This is a genomic window from Mycobacterium sp. ACS4054, from assembly GCF_001667275.1.
Lineage (GTDB): Bacteria > Actinomycetota > Actinomycetes > Mycobacteriales > Mycobacteriaceae > Mycobacterium.
This window is the reverse complement of record NZ_LZHV01000018.1, coordinates 56,981-72,388: the sequence shown is the minus strand read 5'-3', so window position 1 is coordinate 72,388 and position 15,408 is coordinate 56,981. Positions and strand designations below refer to the sequence as shown.

At 68.8% G+C, this 15,408-nt stretch carries 17 protein-coding genes and 1 pseudogene; 13 read left to right on the top strand and 5 right to left on the bottom strand.

Features of this window, described 5'->3' with window-relative positions:
- Positions 1–126 precede the first annotated feature (126 nt).
- A pseudogene (locus A5730_RS04460) lies at positions 127–816 on the top strand (alpha/beta fold hydrolase); the annotation flags it as partial.
- Positions 817–828: 12 nt separating this feature from the next.
- On the opposite strand, the gene A5730_RS04455 reads toward A5730_RS04460, so the two are convergent.
- Positions 829–1,041 (bottom strand): molybdopterin-binding protein, encoded by a 213-nt coding sequence (locus A5730_RS04455; RefSeq protein ID WP_055404630.1) that lies wholly within the window; start codon positions 1,039–1,041, stop codon positions 829–831.
- Positions 1,042–1,089: 48 nt separating this feature from the next.
- A complete protein-coding gene (locus A5730_RS04450) occupies positions 1,090–1,668 on the bottom strand; it encodes a TetR/AcrR family transcriptional regulator (protein WP_156745685.1) in 579 nt (192 codons plus the stop codon).
- A 161-nt stretch (positions 1,669–1,829) separates the two neighbouring features.
- On the opposite strand from A5730_RS04450, the gene A5730_RS04445 reads away from it, so the two are divergent.
- Complete coding sequence (locus A5730_RS04445) at positions 1,830–3,155, top strand: cytochrome P450 (RefSeq protein WP_067896170.1); 1,326 nt, start codon at positions 1,830–1,832, stop codon at positions 3,153–3,155.
- Between the two features lie 10 nt (positions 3,156–3,165).
- On the opposite strand, the gene msrA is transcribed toward A5730_RS04445, so the two are convergent.
- On the bottom strand, positions 3,166–3,678 hold the full coding sequence (msrA, locus tag A5730_RS04440; RefSeq protein WP_067896167.1) for a peptide-methionine (S)-S-oxide reductase MsrA: 513 nt from the start codon (positions 3,676–3,678) through the stop codon (positions 3,166–3,168).
- Between the two features lie 90 nt (positions 3,679–3,768).
- Between msrA and A5730_RS04435 the strand changes: the two genes are divergently transcribed.
- From A5730_RS04435 to A5730_RS04425, 3 genes are all read left to right on the top strand, one after another.
- Positions 3,769–4,272: a nuclear transport factor 2 family protein gene (locus A5730_RS04435; protein ID WP_067896164.1), complete on the top strand. Its 504-nt coding sequence runs from the start codon at positions 3,769–3,771 to the stop codon at positions 4,270–4,272.
- Positions 4,273–5,298 (top strand): NAD-dependent epimerase/dehydratase family protein, encoded by a 1,026-nt coding sequence (locus A5730_RS04430; RefSeq protein WP_067896161.1) that lies wholly within the window; start codon positions 4,273–4,275, stop codon positions 5,296–5,298.
- A gap of 65 nt (positions 5,299–5,363) precedes the next feature.
- Entirely contained in the window at positions 5,364–5,744 is a 381-nt protein-coding gene (locus A5730_RS04425) for a DUF427 domain-containing protein (RefSeq protein ID WP_067896158.1), read from the top strand.
- On the opposite strand, the gene A5730_RS04420 is transcribed toward A5730_RS04425, so the two are convergent.
- The gene (locus A5730_RS04420) at positions 5,741–6,139 is read right to left on the bottom strand and encodes a nuclear transport factor 2 family protein (protein WP_055404637.1); all 399 of its coding nucleotides are present in this window, start codon (positions 6,137–6,139) and stop codon (positions 5,741–5,743) included. The genes A5730_RS04425 and A5730_RS04420 overlap by 4 nt on opposite strands.
- A gap of 51 nt (positions 6,140–6,190) precedes the next feature.
- Between A5730_RS04420 and A5730_RS04415 the strand changes: the two genes are divergently transcribed.
- On the top strand, positions 6,191–7,102 hold the full coding sequence (locus A5730_RS04415) for a DNA-3-methyladenine glycosylase (RefSeq protein ID WP_067896153.1): 912 nt from the start codon (positions 6,191–6,193) through the stop codon (positions 7,100–7,102).
- Positions 7,103–7,190: 88 nt separating this feature from the next.
- Positions 7,191–7,736 carry a DNA starvation/stationary phase protection protein Dps gene (gene dps / locus A5730_RS04410; RefSeq protein WP_055404639.1) on the top strand — a complete coding sequence of 182 codons (546 nt, stop codon included), beginning with the start codon at positions 7,191–7,193 and terminating at the stop codon, positions 7,734–7,736.
- Here dps and A5730_RS04405 read toward each other — a convergent pair.
- Complete coding sequence (locus A5730_RS04405; RefSeq protein ID WP_156745681.1) at positions 7,733–9,184, bottom strand: chloride channel protein; 1,452 nt, start codon at positions 9,182–9,184, stop codon at positions 7,733–7,735. The two genes, dps and A5730_RS04405, sit on opposite strands and share 4 nt — an antisense overlap.
- Positions 9,185–9,296: 112 nt before the next feature.
- On the opposite strand from A5730_RS04405, the gene A5730_RS04400 reads away from it, so the two are divergent.
- The 6 genes from A5730_RS04400 (at position 9,297) to A5730_RS04375 (ending at position 15,392) form a co-directional block, all read left to right on the top strand.
- Positions 9,297–10,280, top strand: a complete 984-nt coding sequence (locus A5730_RS04400) for a pirin family protein (RefSeq protein WP_067896151.1) — start codon at positions 9,297–9,299, stop codon at positions 10,278–10,280.
- Between the two features lie 2 nt (positions 10,281–10,282).
- A complete protein-coding gene (locus tag A5730_RS04395; protein ID WP_067896148.1) occupies positions 10,283–10,918 on the top strand; it encodes a TetR/AcrR family transcriptional regulator in 636 nt (211 codons plus the stop codon).
- A 73-nt stretch (positions 10,919–10,991) separates the two neighbouring features.
- Entirely contained in the window at positions 10,992–11,933 is a 942-nt protein-coding gene (locus A5730_RS04390) for a class I SAM-dependent methyltransferase (RefSeq protein WP_067896145.1), read from the top strand.
- Between the two features lie 24 nt (positions 11,934–11,957).
- Positions 11,958–12,899 (top strand): class I SAM-dependent methyltransferase, encoded by a 942-nt coding sequence (locus A5730_RS04385; RefSeq protein ID WP_067896142.1) that lies wholly within the window; start codon positions 11,958–11,960, stop codon positions 12,897–12,899.
- On the top strand, positions 12,900–13,835 hold the full coding sequence (locus A5730_RS04380) for an SAM-dependent methyltransferase (protein WP_067896139.1): 936 nt from the start codon (positions 12,900–12,902) through the stop codon (positions 13,833–13,835).
- Between the two features lie 129 nt (positions 13,836–13,964).
- Positions 13,965–15,392, top strand: coding sequence for an aldehyde dehydrogenase family protein (locus tag A5730_RS04375; RefSeq protein ID WP_067896136.1), 1,428 nt, complete (start codon positions 13,965–13,967; stop codon positions 15,390–15,392).
- Positions 15,393–15,408 lie beyond the last annotated feature (16 nt).

The following is a 15,408-nucleotide window of genomic DNA, read 5'->3' as shown; positions in this document are numbered from 1 at the left end:
GCCGCGGCGAGGGTTCGTTTGCGGTGCTTTTCTCGCGTTCGGGGGGCGCGGGCGCGTAGCGCTCGTGTTGGGTTGACGGCCTGGGGGGCGGGGCCTTCGCATGTTCGGGGGGGCCGGGCCCCCCCCGGGGGGGGGGCGGGGGGCCCCGCGCCCCCACGCTCGAGTTACACCAAGACCGAGATGGCAGACGATTTGGCGGCCGTCCTGGATCGGCTCGGCGTTGCGACGGTCAAGCTCGTCGCCCACGACTGGGGCGGACCGGCCGCGTTCATCATGATGCTGCGCCACCCGGAGAAGGTGAGCGGGTTCTTCGGGGTCAACACGGTGGCGCCCTGGGTGAAGCGCGATCTGCGTGCGGCACGCAACTTTTGGCGGCTCTGGTATCAGATCCCGATCTCGTTGCCGGTCGTCGGGCCGCGGATGATCGGCAATCTCAACTCGCGGTCGAGCCGCCTGCTCGGGTCATGGGTGGGTGGCGGTTTCGCGTTGCCGGAGGACGACCTGCGCATCTACGCCGAGTGCATGCGCCAGCCCGGCCACGCGGAGGCGGGCTCCCGCTGGTATCGCAGCTTCCAGAGCGGCGAGATGCTGCGCTGGATGCGCGGCGAGTACGACGACGCCCGGGTGGACGTCCCCGTCCGGTGGCTGACGGGCACCGAGGACCCGGTGATCACCCCCGACCTCACCGACGGATATGCCGATCACATCAGCGATTTCGAGGTGGAGCTGGTCGACGGCGTCGGGCACTGGATCATCGACCAGCGCCCGGAGCTGGTGCTCGACCGGGTGCGGCGCTTCCTACGGGCCGAAAAGTAGGCCCCCGCAGGGCTACTCGACGCCGATGGTGACTTCCGTGGACTTGATGAACACCGTCGCGGGTTGGCCGACCTCGAGCCCGAGATCGGTGGCGGCGTCCTTGGTGACGGAGGATGTGACGATCTGGTCGCCGCCGTCCAGCTTGACCTTCACGATCGCCATCACGGTGCCGAGGTTGACCTCGGTGATGGTTCCTTTGAGCTGGTTTCGCGTCGATAGCCGCATCGCGAGGTCCTCCGTCTCGTTGAGGGTCTGCGGTCGAGCCTAGCCCGCTCAGTGCCGCGGGCCGAGCAGGGCTATCGAGGCGTCGACGGCCGGTTCGACTATGCCCCGCACCGGTTTTCCGTCTTCGACGGCCAGCGCGGTCAATTCGCGCAGGCCGCCCAGCAGGATGACGGCCAACGGGGCGGTCAGCGGGGGCAGCTCGGCGCGCTGGAAGCCGGGGCTGGCGCTGAGGTCGATCAGCAGGCTGGACAGCAGCTGCAGCCCACGGCGCTGCATGGGGCGGGCGGCGGCGCCCAGTGACGGGAGCTCGCGGATCATGCTCAAGGTGATGGCCGGGCGGGCTTCCATGTGCGCGACGTAGGCCTCGACGGCCTGACGAATCTGTTTGTGCCAGTCGGCCTCGGGGTCGACCGCGTCGGCGATGCTCTCGCCGAGTTCCTCGATGTCGGCGCGCAACAGCTCCAGGAAGCACTCTTCCTTGCTGGCGAACTGGTCGTAGAAGGTGCGCTTGGAGGTGCGCGCGTTGCGCACGATGTCGGCGACCGTGCTGGCGCGGTAACCGCGCTCGGCGATCGAGGCGGCCAGGCCGTCGAGCAACCGCAGCCGAAACGGATCGCCCCGCACCACCTCGTCAGGCGTTGCCGTCGCCGCTGGGGTCACGCCGGCGCCCCTTTCCGTAGGGAGAGCACCCTTGTCAGGTTTGGTACCACAGAGTACCGTATTCCGAAAGGATTTGGTACACCGCGGTACCAGCCCGGTTCCGGGTCAGATACGGGGAGCAGCCCGCCATGAGTGAAGTCGTCACCGCCCCAGCGTCGGCCGCCGCCGTCCGGATGCCGCCGGCAACCCGGCTGCCAAAGGTGTTGCAGGGGCTGGGTTTTGCCGTGTCACGGCGGGGGATGATCAAGCGGCTGGCCCGCCGTCACGGCGACGTCTTCACGCTGAACCTGCCCATCTATGGCCGGGTCGTGGTGGTCGCCGACCCGCAGCTGGCCAAGCAGATCTTCACCACCAGCCCCGACGAGCTCGGCAACATCCAGCCCAACCTGAGCCGGTTGTTCGGCTCCGGCTCGGTGTTCGCGCTCGACGGGGAGGACCACCGCCGGCGGCGGCGGTTGCTGGCCCCGCCGTTTCACGGCAAGAGCATGAAGAAGTACGAGGCGATCATCGAAGAGGAGACGTTGCGGGAGACCGCCACCTGGCCCGAGGGCGAGCCTTTCGCGACGCTGCCGTCGATGATGCACATCACGCTCAACGCGATCCTGCGCGCCGTGTTCGGGGCCGAAGGCGCCGAACTCGACGAGCTGCGCCGGCTCATCCCGCCGTGGGTCACGCTGGGCTCGCGGATGGCGACGATGCCCAAACCGCAACGCAGCTACGGCCGCTTCACGCCATGGGGGCGGCTGGATGAGTGGCGCCGCCAGTACGACGGCGTCATCGACAGGCTGATCGAATCCGAGCGGGCCGACCCGCACTTCGACGAGCGCAGCGACGTGCTCGCGTTGATGCTGCGCAGCACCTACGAAGACGGTTCGGCCATGTCCCGCAAGGACATCGGCGACGAATTGCTCACGCTGCTGGCGGCCGGCCACGAGACAACGGCCTCCACGCTGGGCTGGGCGTTCGAGCGGCTGACGCGGCATCCGGACGTGCTGGCGGCGCTGGTCGCGGAGGCCGACGAGGGCGGCCAAGATCTGCGCCAGGCGACCATCCTGGAAGTCCAACGGGCGCGGACGGTCATCGATTTCGCCGCCCGGCGGGTCTACCCGGCGCGCTACCAACTCGGCGAGTGGGTCATTCCCCGCGGTGAGTCAATCCTGGTGAGCATCGCCCAGATTCACGAAAACCCGGACGTCTTCGAAGATCCGGAGCGCTTCGACCCGCAACGCTACGTCGGGACCAAGCCGTCGGCGTTCGCGTGGATACCCTTCGGCGGCGGCACCCGCCGCTGCGTCGGGGCGGCGTTCGCCAACATGGAGATGGACGTCGTGCTCCGAACGGTGTTGCGCGAGTTCGCCATTGAGACCACGACGGCACCGGGTGAGCGGTGGCACGGCCGGGGCGTGGCCTACACGCCCAAGGACGGCGGGCGGATCGTGGTGCATCGGCGCTGAGCCGGTAGGCCTACTGGTCCGCGGTGGCCCGGCGCGGGAGTTTCCAGCCCGGGCGGATGTAGTGGCAGGTGTACCCGTTCGGGTAGTGCTGCAGATAGTCCTGGTGCTCGGGTTCGGCTTCCCAGAAATCTCCGGCGGGGCTGACCTCGGTCACCACCTTCCCGGGCCACAGCCCGGACGCCTCGACGTCGGCGATGGTGTCCAGTGCGATTCGCTTCTGCTCCTCGTCGAGGTAGAAGATGGCTGACCGGTAACTGGCTCCACGGTCGTTGCCCTGGCGGTCCTTGGTCGTCGGATCGTGAATCTGGAAAAAGAATTCCAGGATGGTCCGATAGTCGGTGACCGCCGGGTCGTAGACGATCTCGACGGCCTCGGCGTGCGTGCCGTGATTGCGGTAGGTCGCGTGCGGGACCTCGCCGCCGGTGTAGCCGACCCGGGTCGAGACCACGCCCGGCTGCTTGCGGATGAGTTCTTGCATCCCCCAGAAACAGCCGCCGGCAAGTATCGCCTTTTGGGTTGCCATCGCTCGTCCTCCTCACCCGCCTCGGTGCCGCCCAGGCTACACTCCGCCGATGAGCCGCAACGTCGCGACGATTTCGGGAAGTGGCGCACCATGACCACCCCTTCGTTCTCCCGCAGTGAACTGTCCGCCGCCTTCGAGAAATTCGAGGCAACGGTTGCCCGGGCCGCCGAAACCCGGGACTGGGACGCCTGGGTCGAGCAGTACACCCCCGACGTCGAATACGTCGAGCACGCGGCAGGCACCATGCGGGGCCGCGATGAAGTCCGCGAGTGGATCAAGCAGACGATGACGACCTTCCCGGGCAGCCACATGGTCGCCTTCCCGACGCTGTGGTCGGTCATCGACGAGCCCACCGGGCGGGTCATCCTCGAACTGGACAACCCGATGCGCGACCCGGGCGACGGCAGCGTCATCAGCGCCACCAACATCACGATCATCACCTACGCGGGCGACGGCCAGTGGAGCCGTGAAGAAGACATCTACAACCCGCTGCGCTTCATGCGCGCGGGGATGAAGTGGTGCCGCAAGGCGCAGGCGCTGGGCACGCTCGACGAGGACGCCGAGCGCTGGATGCAGCAATACGGAGGATCGTAAGTGAGCACCAAACCCAAGCTGGTCATCGGCGCCAACGGCTTTCTGGGTTCCCACGTCACCCGCCAGCTCGTCGCCGACGGCGCGCAGGTGCGGGCCATGGTGCGCCCCAACGCCAACACCCGCTCCATCGACGACCTCGAGCTGACCCGCTTCCACGGCGACGTTTTCGACGACGCCACCCTGCGCGAGGCGATGGACGGCGTCGACGACGTCTATTACTGCGTCGTGGACACCCGCGCCTGGTTGCGCGACCCGGCGCCACTGTTCCGCACCAACGTCGACGGCCTGCGCAACGTCCTCGATGTCGCCGTCAACCAACCGGAGCTCCGCAGGTTCGTCTTCACGAGCACCTACGCCACGGTGGGCCGTCGGCACGGGCACGTCGCGACCGAAGAGGACGTGATCCGATCCCGCAAGCTGACCCCCTACGTCCAATCGCGGGTGCAGGCCGAGAATCTGGTGATGCGCTACGTCACCGAGGCCGGGTTGCCCGCCGTCGCGATGTGCGTGTCGACCACCTACGGCAGCGGGGACTGGGGCGGCACCCCGCACGGCGCCTTCATCGCCGGCGCCGTGTTCGGCAAGCTGCCCTTCCTGATGAACGGCATCCAGCTGGAGGTCGTCGGCGTCGACGACGCCGCGCGGGCCATGATCCTGGCCGCCGAGCGCGGGCGCATCGGTGAGCGATACCTGGTGTCCGATCGCATGATCGCGCTGAACGACGTCGTGCGCATCGCCGCCGACGAGGCGGGAACTCCGCCGCCGCAACGGTCGATCTCCGTCCCGATGCTCTACGCCCTGGCCGCGGCCGGCACTCTCAAGGCGCGGCTCACCGGCAAGGACGCCGAACTCAGCCTGACGTCGGTGCGGATGATGCGCGCCGAGGCCGAGGTCGACAGCAGCAAGGCGAAGCGCGAATTGGGCTGGCAGCCGCGCCCGGTCGAGGAATCGATTCGCGAGGCGGCCCGGTTCTGGGCCGCCATGCGCACCCCGCGAAAGGCCAGCCCGGCCGCGCAACCCGAATAAGGCCGATCGGGAAGTCTCGGGCGCCGGCCCGCGTTGAAAGCCTCATTGGCGTCTAGGAGGAGATCATGAGCCACCCCGAAATCAAGGAACCCAACGCCGGCCACCCGATCACCATCGAGCCGACCAGGGGCCGGGTCCAGGTACGCGTCAACGGCGAGCTGGTCGCCGACACGACGGCCGCCCTGGAACTGCGCGAGGCCACTTTGCCTGCGGTGCAATACATTCCGATGAGCGACGTGGCACAGGACCGGCTGACCCGCACCGACACCAGCACGCACTGCCCCTTCAAGGGCGACGCCAGCTACTACAGCGTGACCAGCTCGGCAGGCGACACCGTCGAGGACGTGATCTGGACCTACGAGCAGCCCTATCCCGCGGTCGCCGAGATCGCCGGGCATGTCGCGTTCTACCCGAACAAGGCCGAAATCAGCGTGTCGCCGTCCTAGCAGGTCCAGCCGGGCAGCGCGGCCTCGTGCGCCTGGGTGTCGCTGTACACCCGCATCGAGACGATCAGCCCGTCGCGGGTGTCGAAGATGCAGACGAACGGGCTGTCGTACTCGACGCCGCCGGTGGTGGTGCCGGTGGCCTGCGCCTCGACCACCACCGTCTCGCCCTCGTTGACGCAGCGCACCAGGTCGATGGTCAGCTCGAGCTCGCGTTTGCGTCGCTCGATCGCCCGGCGGAAGGTTTGCTTGTCGCAGGAGGTGCGCGTCAACAGCGTCCAGTAGGTGAAGTCGTCACTGAGCAGCGTGAAGCCCTCGTCCAGGTCGCCGCCATCGCTCGTACTCTGTAGGAACATCCAAGCCAGTTCGCCCTGCGGGTCATCGAACGGCGTCATCACATCGCAATATTGACTTGGCACATCGTTAACGGTCAATCGGAGAGTTGGTCGGTGGAGAGCGAGCGCACGGTCACGTTCCCCGGGGCGGTCAGTTTCGGGCACACGTTGGCGCCGCTTCGCCGCGGGTCCGGTGACCCCTGCTTCCAGGCGTCCGGCGACGGCGCGATCTGGCGGACCAGCCTGCTGCCGACCGGGCCCGTCACCGCCCGGATCAGCCGCGCCGCCGCAAACGCCGCCCATTGCGTGGCGTGGGGCAACGGCGCGCAGGAGTTCGTCGAACGGCTTCCCGCGCTGCTGGGCCTCGAGGACGACGCGTCGGATTTCGTGCCGTCGGACCCCACCGTCGCCGCGGCGCACCGGCGCGTCCCGCACCTGCGCCTGGGCCGCACCGGGCTGGTGCTGGAGGCGCTGATCCCCGCGATCATCGAGCAGCGGGTGCCCGGCGCCGACGCGTTCCGGTCGTGGCGCGTGCTGGTGTCCGAGTACGGCTCACCGGCGCCGGGACCGGCGCCCGCGCGGATGCGGGTGCCGCCGTCGGCCGAGGTCTGGCGGCACATTCCCTCGTGGGAGTTCCATCGCGCCAACGTCGACCCGGGGCGCGCGCGGACCGGGGGGGGGGGGGCGCGGCGCGCCGGCTCGCTGGAACGGCTGGCATCCCGCACGCCCGCGCGGGCGCGCGAGGCGTTGATGTCGTTGCCCGGGGTGGGGGAGTGGACCGCCGCCGAAACGGCGCAGCGGGCGTTCGGGGACGCCGACGCCTTGTCGGTGGGTGACTACCACGTTCGCAAGATGATCGGCTGGACGCTGGTCGGCCGCCCCGTCGACGACGCCGGCATGGTCGAGCTGCTCGAGCCCATGCGGCCGCACCGCCACCGGGTAGTGCGGTTGCTGGAGGCCAGCGGGCTGGCGTACGAACCGCGCCGCGGCGCCCGGTTACCGGTGCAACGCATCAGCGAGCTCTAAACGTGGTCATGGCCTCGCCGGGGCCGCGTTTTCAGCAACGGCCATCGGGTAACCCATCCCCAAAGACGTGTGAAAACGGAGGAAATCGATGACACAGTTCACCATCCCGGGGCTCACCGACAAACAGGGAGCGCGGCTGACCGAACTGCTGCAGAAACAACTGAGCACGTACAACGATCTTCACTTGACGCTGAAGCATGTGCACTGGAACGTGGTGGGGCCCAACTTCATTGGTGTTCACGAGATGATCGACCCGCAGGTGGAGGCGGTTCGCGGCTTCGCCGACGACGTCGCCGAACGCATCGCGGCCCTCGGCGGATCACCGCAGGGCACGCCCGGGGCGATCATCAAAGACCGCACCTGGGACGACTATTCGGTCGGCCGCGACACCGTCCAGGCCCATCTGGCCGCGCTCGACCTGGTCTACACCGGCGTGATCGAGGACATCCGCAAGTACATCGAGGAGACCGAGGAGCTCGACCCCGTCACCCAGGACCTGTTGATCGACCAGGCCGGGAACCTGGAGAAGTTCCAGTGGTTCGTTCGGGCGCACCTGGAGAGCGCGGGCGGGAAGCTGACCCACCAGGGCTCGAGCACCGAGAAGGACGCCGCCAGCAGCGCCCGCGAGTCCTAGCGGCAGTCCTCAACCCGGCCGTCGCGCTCGTCTGCGGCGGTCTCGCGGTTCAGGCGCTGCGCCTCGTAGATCGTGACGTTGGTGCGCGACATCAACAACGCCGCGATGCCCACGGACAGAATCGCCCCGGGCACCACCGAGAACGAACCGGTCATCTCGGCGACCATGATCATGATGGCGAGCGGCGCCCGCGCGACGCTGCCGAAGCACGTCATCATCCCGACGACGACGAACACGCCGGGCTCGTGCGGTACGCCCGGCAGCGTCAGGCCCTCGCCGAGCCGCCACACGGCCGCCCCGACGAAGGCGCCGATCACGATCCCGGGCCCGAACAGCCCGCCGGATCCACCGGTACCGATCGACAGCGACGTGGCCACGATCTTCGCGATCGGCAGCACGACGACGATCCACAACGGGATGGCCAGCAGGGACCGGCGGTCGGCCGCCAGCTGCGCCCAGCCGTAGCCGCTGCTGAGGATCTGGGGAATCACCAGGCCCAGGAGTCCGACCAGCAGTCCGCCGATCGCCGGTTTGAGCACCGGGCCGCCCGGCAGCCGCCGGGTGAGCCGCACCGCGGCGTGGAAGGTGCGGGCGTAGAGGTAGCCGACCGCGAAGGCGGCCAGGCCGATGACCACAAACCACAGCAGCGGCCACGCCCGCTCGAAGCGGTACTCGGCGTCGATGTACCCGAACAGCGGATCGAAACCGAGGAAGGCGCCGAGTACGGCGTAGGCCGTGCCGGACGTGATGAACCCGGGCAACAGGCAGCGATAGTCGAAGTCGTCGCGGTAGGTGATCGACGCCGCCACCACCGCCCCGCCGAGCGGCGCCGCGAAGATCGCCCCGATGCCGGCGCCGATGCCCAGCGCCACCGCGATCCGGCCGTCCTCGTCGGACAGGTGAAGCCGCCGCGCGAGCAAGGAGCAGAAGCCGGCCGAGATCTGGGCCGTCGGCCCCTCGCGGCCGGCCGAACCGCCCGACCCGATCGTCAGGGCGCTGGCCACCATCTTCACCAGCACGGCCCGGAAGCGGATGGCACGTGGATCGCCGTGCACGGCCTCGATCGCTTGGTCCGTGCCGTGGCCCGTGGCCTCGGGGGCGAACTTGGCGACCAAAAACGCCGAGAGCAACGCCCCTCCCGTCGTCACCAACGGGATCGCCCACGCGCGGTGAAACCCGGGGTCACCCCGGCCGCCGCCCTCGCCCACAGGTGTCGGGATGTGGTAGCCGCCCAGGTAGCCGAGCAGAAACTCGCCGGTGTACTTCAGCCCCAGGTAGAAGATGACTGCTCCCAGGCCGGCGACGAAACCGATCGTGACGCCCAGCAGCAACCACTTCTGCAGGTAGCCGGACTTCCTGATCGACGCCCCGAATCGCCCGCCCGCCCCGGGAGCCGACGCCACCGGAGCCTCGGTGGGCTGTGGTTCGCCGTCCGCTTGTTCGGTCACGGCGCGGGTTCCGCAAGCACCAAGTCATCTTATGCAGCGCCACGGCGGCCCCGCGGGGGAATAACTGGACCGCGGTCCGGTTATACGGGTAGTTCAAACTCACGGAGGTCACATGCCCGCCATCACCGCGAACACGCTGACGTTGCCACGCGTCGGCGCCGCCGGTCCCACCGACACCGAGCGCCCCGTGCGGTCGATCACCACCGGGCCGCGAGGCTACGAGGGCGAGGGCTTTCCCGTCGTCGGCGCCTTCGCCGGGGTGAGCGCCGCGGCCCTGGATCCCTTCGTGCACATGGATCAGATGGGTGAGGTGGACTACGAGCCGGGCGAGCCGAGGGGCACGGACTGGCACCCGCACCGCGGCTTCGAGACGGTCACCTACATGATCGACGGCAAGTTCGCCCACCAGGACTCCCACGGTGGTGGCGGCCTGATCACCGACGGTGCGACCCAGTGGATGACCGCCGGGTCGGGGATCCTGCACATCGAGACGCCGCCCGCCGAACTGGTCGAGAGCGGCGGCCTCTTTCACGGCATCCAGCTGTGGGTGAACCTGCCCAAGCGAAACAAGTTCGCACCGCCCCGTTATCAGGCCATCGAGGGCACCGACGCGAGGCTGATCGCCTCCGACGACGGCGGGGCGCTGGTCCGCATCATCGCCGGCGAGGTCGACGGTCACCGGGGTCCGGGCCTCACCCACACGCCGATCACGCTCGCGCACGCCACGATTGAAAACGGCGGCCGGCTCAGCCTGCCGTGGCGCCGCGATTTCAACGCGTTGGTATACGTGTTGTCCGGCGGCGGATACGTCGGCCCGGTCGCTCACCCGATTCGCGCGGGCCAATTGGCGGTGCTCGGCCCCGGTGACCGAATCACCCTGGGCGCCAATCGAGTGCAGGAGTCGTCGCGGACGACGGCGATGGACGTGCTGCTGCTGGGCGGCCAACCCATTCGCGAGCCCGTATTCCATTACGGGCCTTTCGTGATGAACTCGCGGGCGGAATTGGTCGAGGCGGTGCAGGACTATCAGGCCGGCAAATTCGGCAGCATTCCGCCAAACGCGCTAATGCCACACCGGGGCGATGGCACACTTTAACGATGTCGTCAGGGGTGAGCCGCAGGCCAGGACGCCCCCCTGCCGCGAAGGCGGACGAGACGCGACAGCGAATCATGCAGGCCGCCCGCCTGGTGTTCAGCGAACGTGGCTACGACGGCGCGACTTTCCAGGCGATCGCGGCCCGCGCCGATCTGACCCGGCCGGCGATCAACCATTACTTCTCCAGTAAGCGCGTGCTGTATCGCGAAGTACTGGACCAGACCAACGAAGCCGTCATCGGCGTCGGGATCAAAGAGGCGGACCGGGAAACGACCCTGGCGGGTCAGCTGACGGCGTTCATCACCGCGGCGGTGCGCGCCAATAGTGCGAATCCCGCCGGGTCGGCACTGATCATCACCGGTGTTCTCGAGTCGCAGCGGCACCCGGAATGGAACACCACCGAAAACGACTCCGTGCGGATCTGCCGAGAATTCCTCGTGCGCGTCGTCAACGATGGGATCGAGCGCGGCGAGGTCCCCGCCGACGTCGATGCGCCGGCGTTGATCGAGGCGCTGCTCGTGCTGATGTGCGGGGTGGGTCTGTACGCGGGCTTCGTTCAAGGTCCCGACGCCCTGTTGTCCATCACCGGAATGATGCAGCGGCTCCTCGAGGGCGCGTTTCGGCGGTCTAACGCCTAGGCCCACGGCGGGCAGTGAAGTTGCGCACAAAGCGTATAGGCTAACTAACTTATCCCGGTAACATGGTCGGGTCATGACTGATCTGGACGCGTCGTTACCGCCCTCCTTGAGATCCGCCGGCGACAGCTGGGCCATCACCGAACTCGTCGGTGCCACCGCCCTGGGCGTCGCGGCGGCACGCGCGGCCGAGACCGCCGGGAGCGACCCGCTGATCCGCGACGAGTTCGCGCCGATATTGGTCGCGTCCGCCGGCCCGGCATGGGCCCGGCTCGCCGATCCCGAACTGGGCTGGCTCGAGGGTGACGACCACGGGCGGCGCGCGCACCGCATCGGCATCGACTACCAGGCCGTGCGCACCCACTTCTTCGACGAGTACTTCGACAGCGCCGCCCGGGCCGGCATCCGGCAGGTGGTCATCCTGGCCGCCGGCCTGGACTCGAGGGCCTACCGCCTCGACTGGCCGGCCGGCACCGCGGTGTACGAGATCGACCAGCCCAAGGTGCTGGAGTACAAGGCGGGCGTCCTGCAGCAGCATGGGGCGGCCCCGAGCGCCCACCGCCGCCCCGTTCCGGTCGACCTGCGCGAAGACTGGCCGGCGGCCCTGGCCGCCGCGGGATTCGACCGCGCGCAACCGACCGCCTGGCTGGCCGAGGGCTTGCTGCCCTACCTGCCGAGCGACGCGCAGGACCGGCTGTTCGAAATGTTCACCGCGCTCAGCGCCCCGGGCAGCCAGGTGGCCATCGAGGCGTTCGGGATGAACTCGCGAAGCAATTCGGCGCGCTGGCAGCGGATGCGCGAGCGGCTCGGCCTGGACGTCAACGTCCAGGCGCTGACATATCACGAGCCGGACCGTTCCGACGCGGCCCAATGGCTGGCCGACCACGGCTGGCAGGTGCAGATCGTGGACAACCGCGAGGAGATGGCCCGGCTGGGCCGCCCGGTACCCGAAGACCTCACCGAGGAAGCGGTGCGCAGCGTGCTGCTGCGGGCGCGTCTCGGGGAGCCGACCGACTGACTTCCATACCCAAGGAGCAACTCGATGAGCTCATTGCGCACGCACGATGACACCTGGGACATCAAGACCAGTGTCGGCAGCACCGCGGTGATGGTGGCCGCCGCCCGGGCGGTGGAAACCGAGCGGCCCGACGCCCTCATCCGCGATCCGTACGCCAAACTGCTGGTCACCAACGCCGGCGCCGGGGTGTTGTGGGAGCACATGCTCGACCCCGAGGTGGCGGCCAAAATCGAGGCCCTCGATGCCGACTCCGCGGCGCACCTCGAGCACATGCGCAGCTATCAGGCGGTGCGCACGCACTTCTTCGACAACTACTTCAAAGACGCCATCGCCGCCGGGATCCGGCAGGTGGTGATCCTGGCCTCGGGCCTGGACTCGCGCGCCTACCGCCTGGATTGGCCGGCCGGCACCACGGTGTACGAGCTGGACCAGCCCGAGGTGCTGGCGTACAAGGCCACCACCCTGGCCGAAAACGGCGCGACCCCGTCGGCGGAGCGCCGCGAGGTGGCCATCGACCTGCGGCAGGACTGGCCGGCCGCGCTGCGCGCCGCGGGCTTCGACCCGACGCAGCGCACCGCATGGCTGGCCGAGGGGTTGCTGATGTACCTGCCGGCCGAGGCCCAGGACCGGCTCTTCACCCTGATCGGCGAGCTGAGCCCGGCCGGCAGCCGGGTCTCGGCCGAAACCGCTCCCAACCACGTCGAAGAGCGGCGCCAGCTGATGCGGGAACGCTTCAGGAAGGTGGCCGACGAGATCGGCCTGGAGGAGACCGTCGACGTCGGCGAGCTGATGTACCGCGACGACAACCGCGCGGACGTCGCGGAGTGGCTCAACGAACACGGCTGGCGCGCGACGGCGGAGCACTCGATCGACGCGATGCGCCGGCTGGGCCGCCTCATCGAGAACGTCCCGATGACCGACGACAAGGACGCGTTCTCCGACTTCGTGATCGCCGAGCGGTTGTAGATGCCGCGCACCGCGGACGACTCCTGGGACATCGCCACCAGCGTCGGAGCGACCGCCGTGATGGTCGCCCTGGCCCGCGCCGCCGAGACCGCCAGCGACCAACCACTCATCCGCGACCCGTTCGCCGAGCCGCTGGTCTCCACGCCCGAACTGGCCGGAGTCCGTGAGCAGGTGGCCGCGTGGTGGACGGAACCGGACGGCGATGACGACCCGGGAGACGGGGACTATTCGGTCCGCGCCCAGAACATGATCGACTCCCAGGCGGTGCGGACCCATTTCTTCGATGCGTACTTCGCCGCGGCCGCCCAGGCCGGCATCCGGCAGGTGGTGCTGCTGGCCGCCGGGCTCGATTCGCGCGCCTACCGGCTGGATTGGCCGGCCGGCACCGTCGTGTACGAGATCGATCTGCCCAAGGTGCTCGAGTACAAGACCGGGACGCTCGCCGACTACGGCGCCACGCCGGCCGCCGACCTCCGGCCGGTACCCGCCGACCTGCGCCACGACTGGCCACGGGCGTTGCGCGACAAGGGTTTTGATGCCGGCCAGCCGACGGCGTGGCTGGCCGAAGGGTTGTTGCCGTTCCTGCCGGCCGCGGCGCAAGAACGGTTGTTCGTCGCGATCGACGGGCTGAGCGCGTCGGGCAGCCGGGTCTCGGTGGAGAACTTCGGCATCGACCCGGCCAAGCGCCGGGAAGCCGAGGCGAGGTTCGCCGAACTGCGCGCCAAGCGCGCGGCGCGCGGCCAAGACATCTCGTTCAACCCGTTCGACTTGTGGTTCGAGGACGGGGAGCGGCCCGACTGTGCGGACTGGTTCACGGCGCACGGCTGGAGCACCGGGGTGGTGGACGGGCACGAAGAGGCGCTCCGGCTGGGACGCGACCCGCAGCCCGAGGGCCGGCCGTTTGTGGTCACCTATGTGACCGCCACCAAACCCTGAGCTGCCGCAGCCAGATCCTTTCTACTGCTCTCCCAACCGGATGGTTAGGATCGCGGTTATCACCCATGAGCGCTTGCGCGACCAGCGGCGGGCGCCCCTCGGGATGACCGAAGCAGGGGAAGGACAACGATGACCACCGAATCGGTTACACCCAAGACATCCGTCACCAATGGCGCGCCGACCGCGCAGCAGGTCGACGTTCCCGCCACGGTGGCCCGGCTCCGCAAGACCTTCGCCACCGGGCGCACCCGCGACATCGAGTGGCGCAAGCGGCAACTGCTGCAACTGGCCAAGCTGATGGAGGAGAACGAGGCGGCCATCGCCGACGCTCTCGCCGAGGACCTGGACCGCAGCCCGTTCGAGGCGTTCATCGCCGACATCGCCACCACGGCCGGCGAGGCCAAGTACGCGGCCAAGCGGGTGCGCAGGTGGACGCGCCGCCGCTACCAGCTGCTCGAGGTGCCGCAGCTGCCCGGCCGCGGCTGGATCGAATACGAGCCGTACGGCACCGTGCTGATCATCGGCGCGTGGAACTACCCGTTCTACCTGACCCTGGGCCCCGCCGTCGGCGCCATCGCGGCGGGCAACGCCGTGATCCTCAAGCCCTCGGAGATCGCCGCGGCGTCCGCGCACCTGATGGCCGAGCTGGTGCCCCGCTACCTCGACAGCGACGCGATCGCGGTGGTCGAGGGCGACGGTTCGGTCAGCCAGGAGCTGATCGCGCAGGGGCTGGACCGCCTGCTGTTCACCGGTGGCACCGAGATCGGTCGCAAGGTCTACGAGGGCGCCGCGCCGCACCTGACCCCGTGCACGCTGGAGCTCGGCGGCAAGAGCCCGGTGATCGTGGCGGCCGACGCCGACGTGGACGTCGCGGCCAAGCGCATCGCCTGGATGAAGCTGCTGAACGCCGGACAGACCTGCGTGGCCCCCGATTATGTGTTGGCGGACGCCAAGATTCGCGACGAACTGGTGAGCAAGATCGGCGCCGCCATCACGAAGTTCACCTCGGACAAGCCCAACGGGATGCGGATCGTCAACCAGCGCCAATTCGACCGGATCAGCGGCTATCTCGCCAGCGGGGACGGCAAGGTGGCCGTCGGCGGGGCGTGCGACGCGGCGAGCCTGCGCATCCAGCCCGCCGTCGTCCTCGACCCCGACCCGAACGGCCCGTTGATGCAGAACGAGATCTTCGGACCGGTGCTGCCGGTGGTGACGGTCCAATCACTGGACGACGCAATACGTTTCATCAACGCGCGGCCCAAGCCGCTGTCGGCCTACCTGTTCACCAAGACGCGGGAGACCCGCGAGCGGGTGATCAAGGAGGTGCCGGCCGGCGGCATGCTGGTCAACCACTTGGCCTTCCAGGTGTCGACGGCCAAGCTGCCGTTCGGCGGTGTGGGCGCGTCGGGGATGGGCGCCTACCACGGCCGGTACGGCTTCGAGGAGTTCAGCCACCGCAAGTCGGTGCTCACCAAGCCCACCCGGCCCGACCTGTCCAGCTTCATCTACCCGCCGTACACCGAGCGCGCCTTCAAGATGGCCCGCAGGATGTTCTGATCATTCGAATCACTTG

What these genes read in the sequence shown, in the direction of transcription:
- A5730_RS04395 (WP_067896148.1), top strand. Translation starts at nt 10,283, where the DNA reads ATGTCGTCAGGGGTGAGCCGCAGGCCAGGACGCCCCCCTGCCGCGAAG.
- dps (WP_055404639.1), top strand. Translation starts at nt 7,191, where the DNA reads ATGACACAGTTCACCATCCCGGGGCTCACCGACAAACAGGGAGCGCGG.
- A5730_RS04445 (WP_067896170.1), top strand. Translation starts at nt 1,830, where the DNA reads ATGAGTGAAGTCGTCACCGCCCCAGCGTCGGCCGCCGCCGTCCGGATG.
- A5730_RS04380 (WP_067896139.1), top strand. Translation starts at nt 12,900, where the DNA reads ATGCCGCGCACCGCGGACGACTCCTGGGACATCGCCACCAGCGTCGGA.
- msrA (WP_067896167.1), bottom strand. Translation starts at nt 3,678, where the DNA reads ATGGCAACCCAAAAGGCGATACTTGCCGGCGGCTGTTTCTGGGGGATG.
- A5730_RS04400 (WP_067896151.1), top strand. Translation starts at nt 9,297, where the DNA reads ATGCCCGCCATCACCGCGAACACGCTGACGTTGCCACGCGTCGGCGCC.
- A5730_RS04375 (WP_067896136.1), top strand. Translation starts at nt 13,965, where the DNA reads ATGACCACCGAATCGGTTACACCCAAGACATCCGTCACCAATGGCGCG.
- A5730_RS04435 (WP_067896164.1), top strand. Translation starts at nt 3,769, where the DNA reads ATGACCACCCCTTCGTTCTCCCGCAGTGAACTGTCCGCCGCCTTCGAG.
- A5730_RS04425 (WP_067896158.1), top strand. Translation starts at nt 5,364, where the DNA reads ATGAGCCACCCCGAAATCAAGGAACCCAACGCCGGCCACCCGATCACC.
- A5730_RS04390 (WP_067896145.1), top strand. Translation starts at nt 10,992, where the DNA reads ATGACTGATCTGGACGCGTCGTTACCGCCCTCCTTGAGATCCGCCGGC.
- A5730_RS04455 (WP_055404630.1), bottom strand. Translation starts at nt 1,041, where the DNA reads ATGCGGCTATCGACGCGAAACCAGCTCAAAGGAACCATCACCGAGGTC.
- A5730_RS04385 (WP_067896142.1), top strand. Translation starts at nt 11,958, where the DNA reads ATGAGCTCATTGCGCACGCACGATGACACCTGGGACATCAAGACCAGT.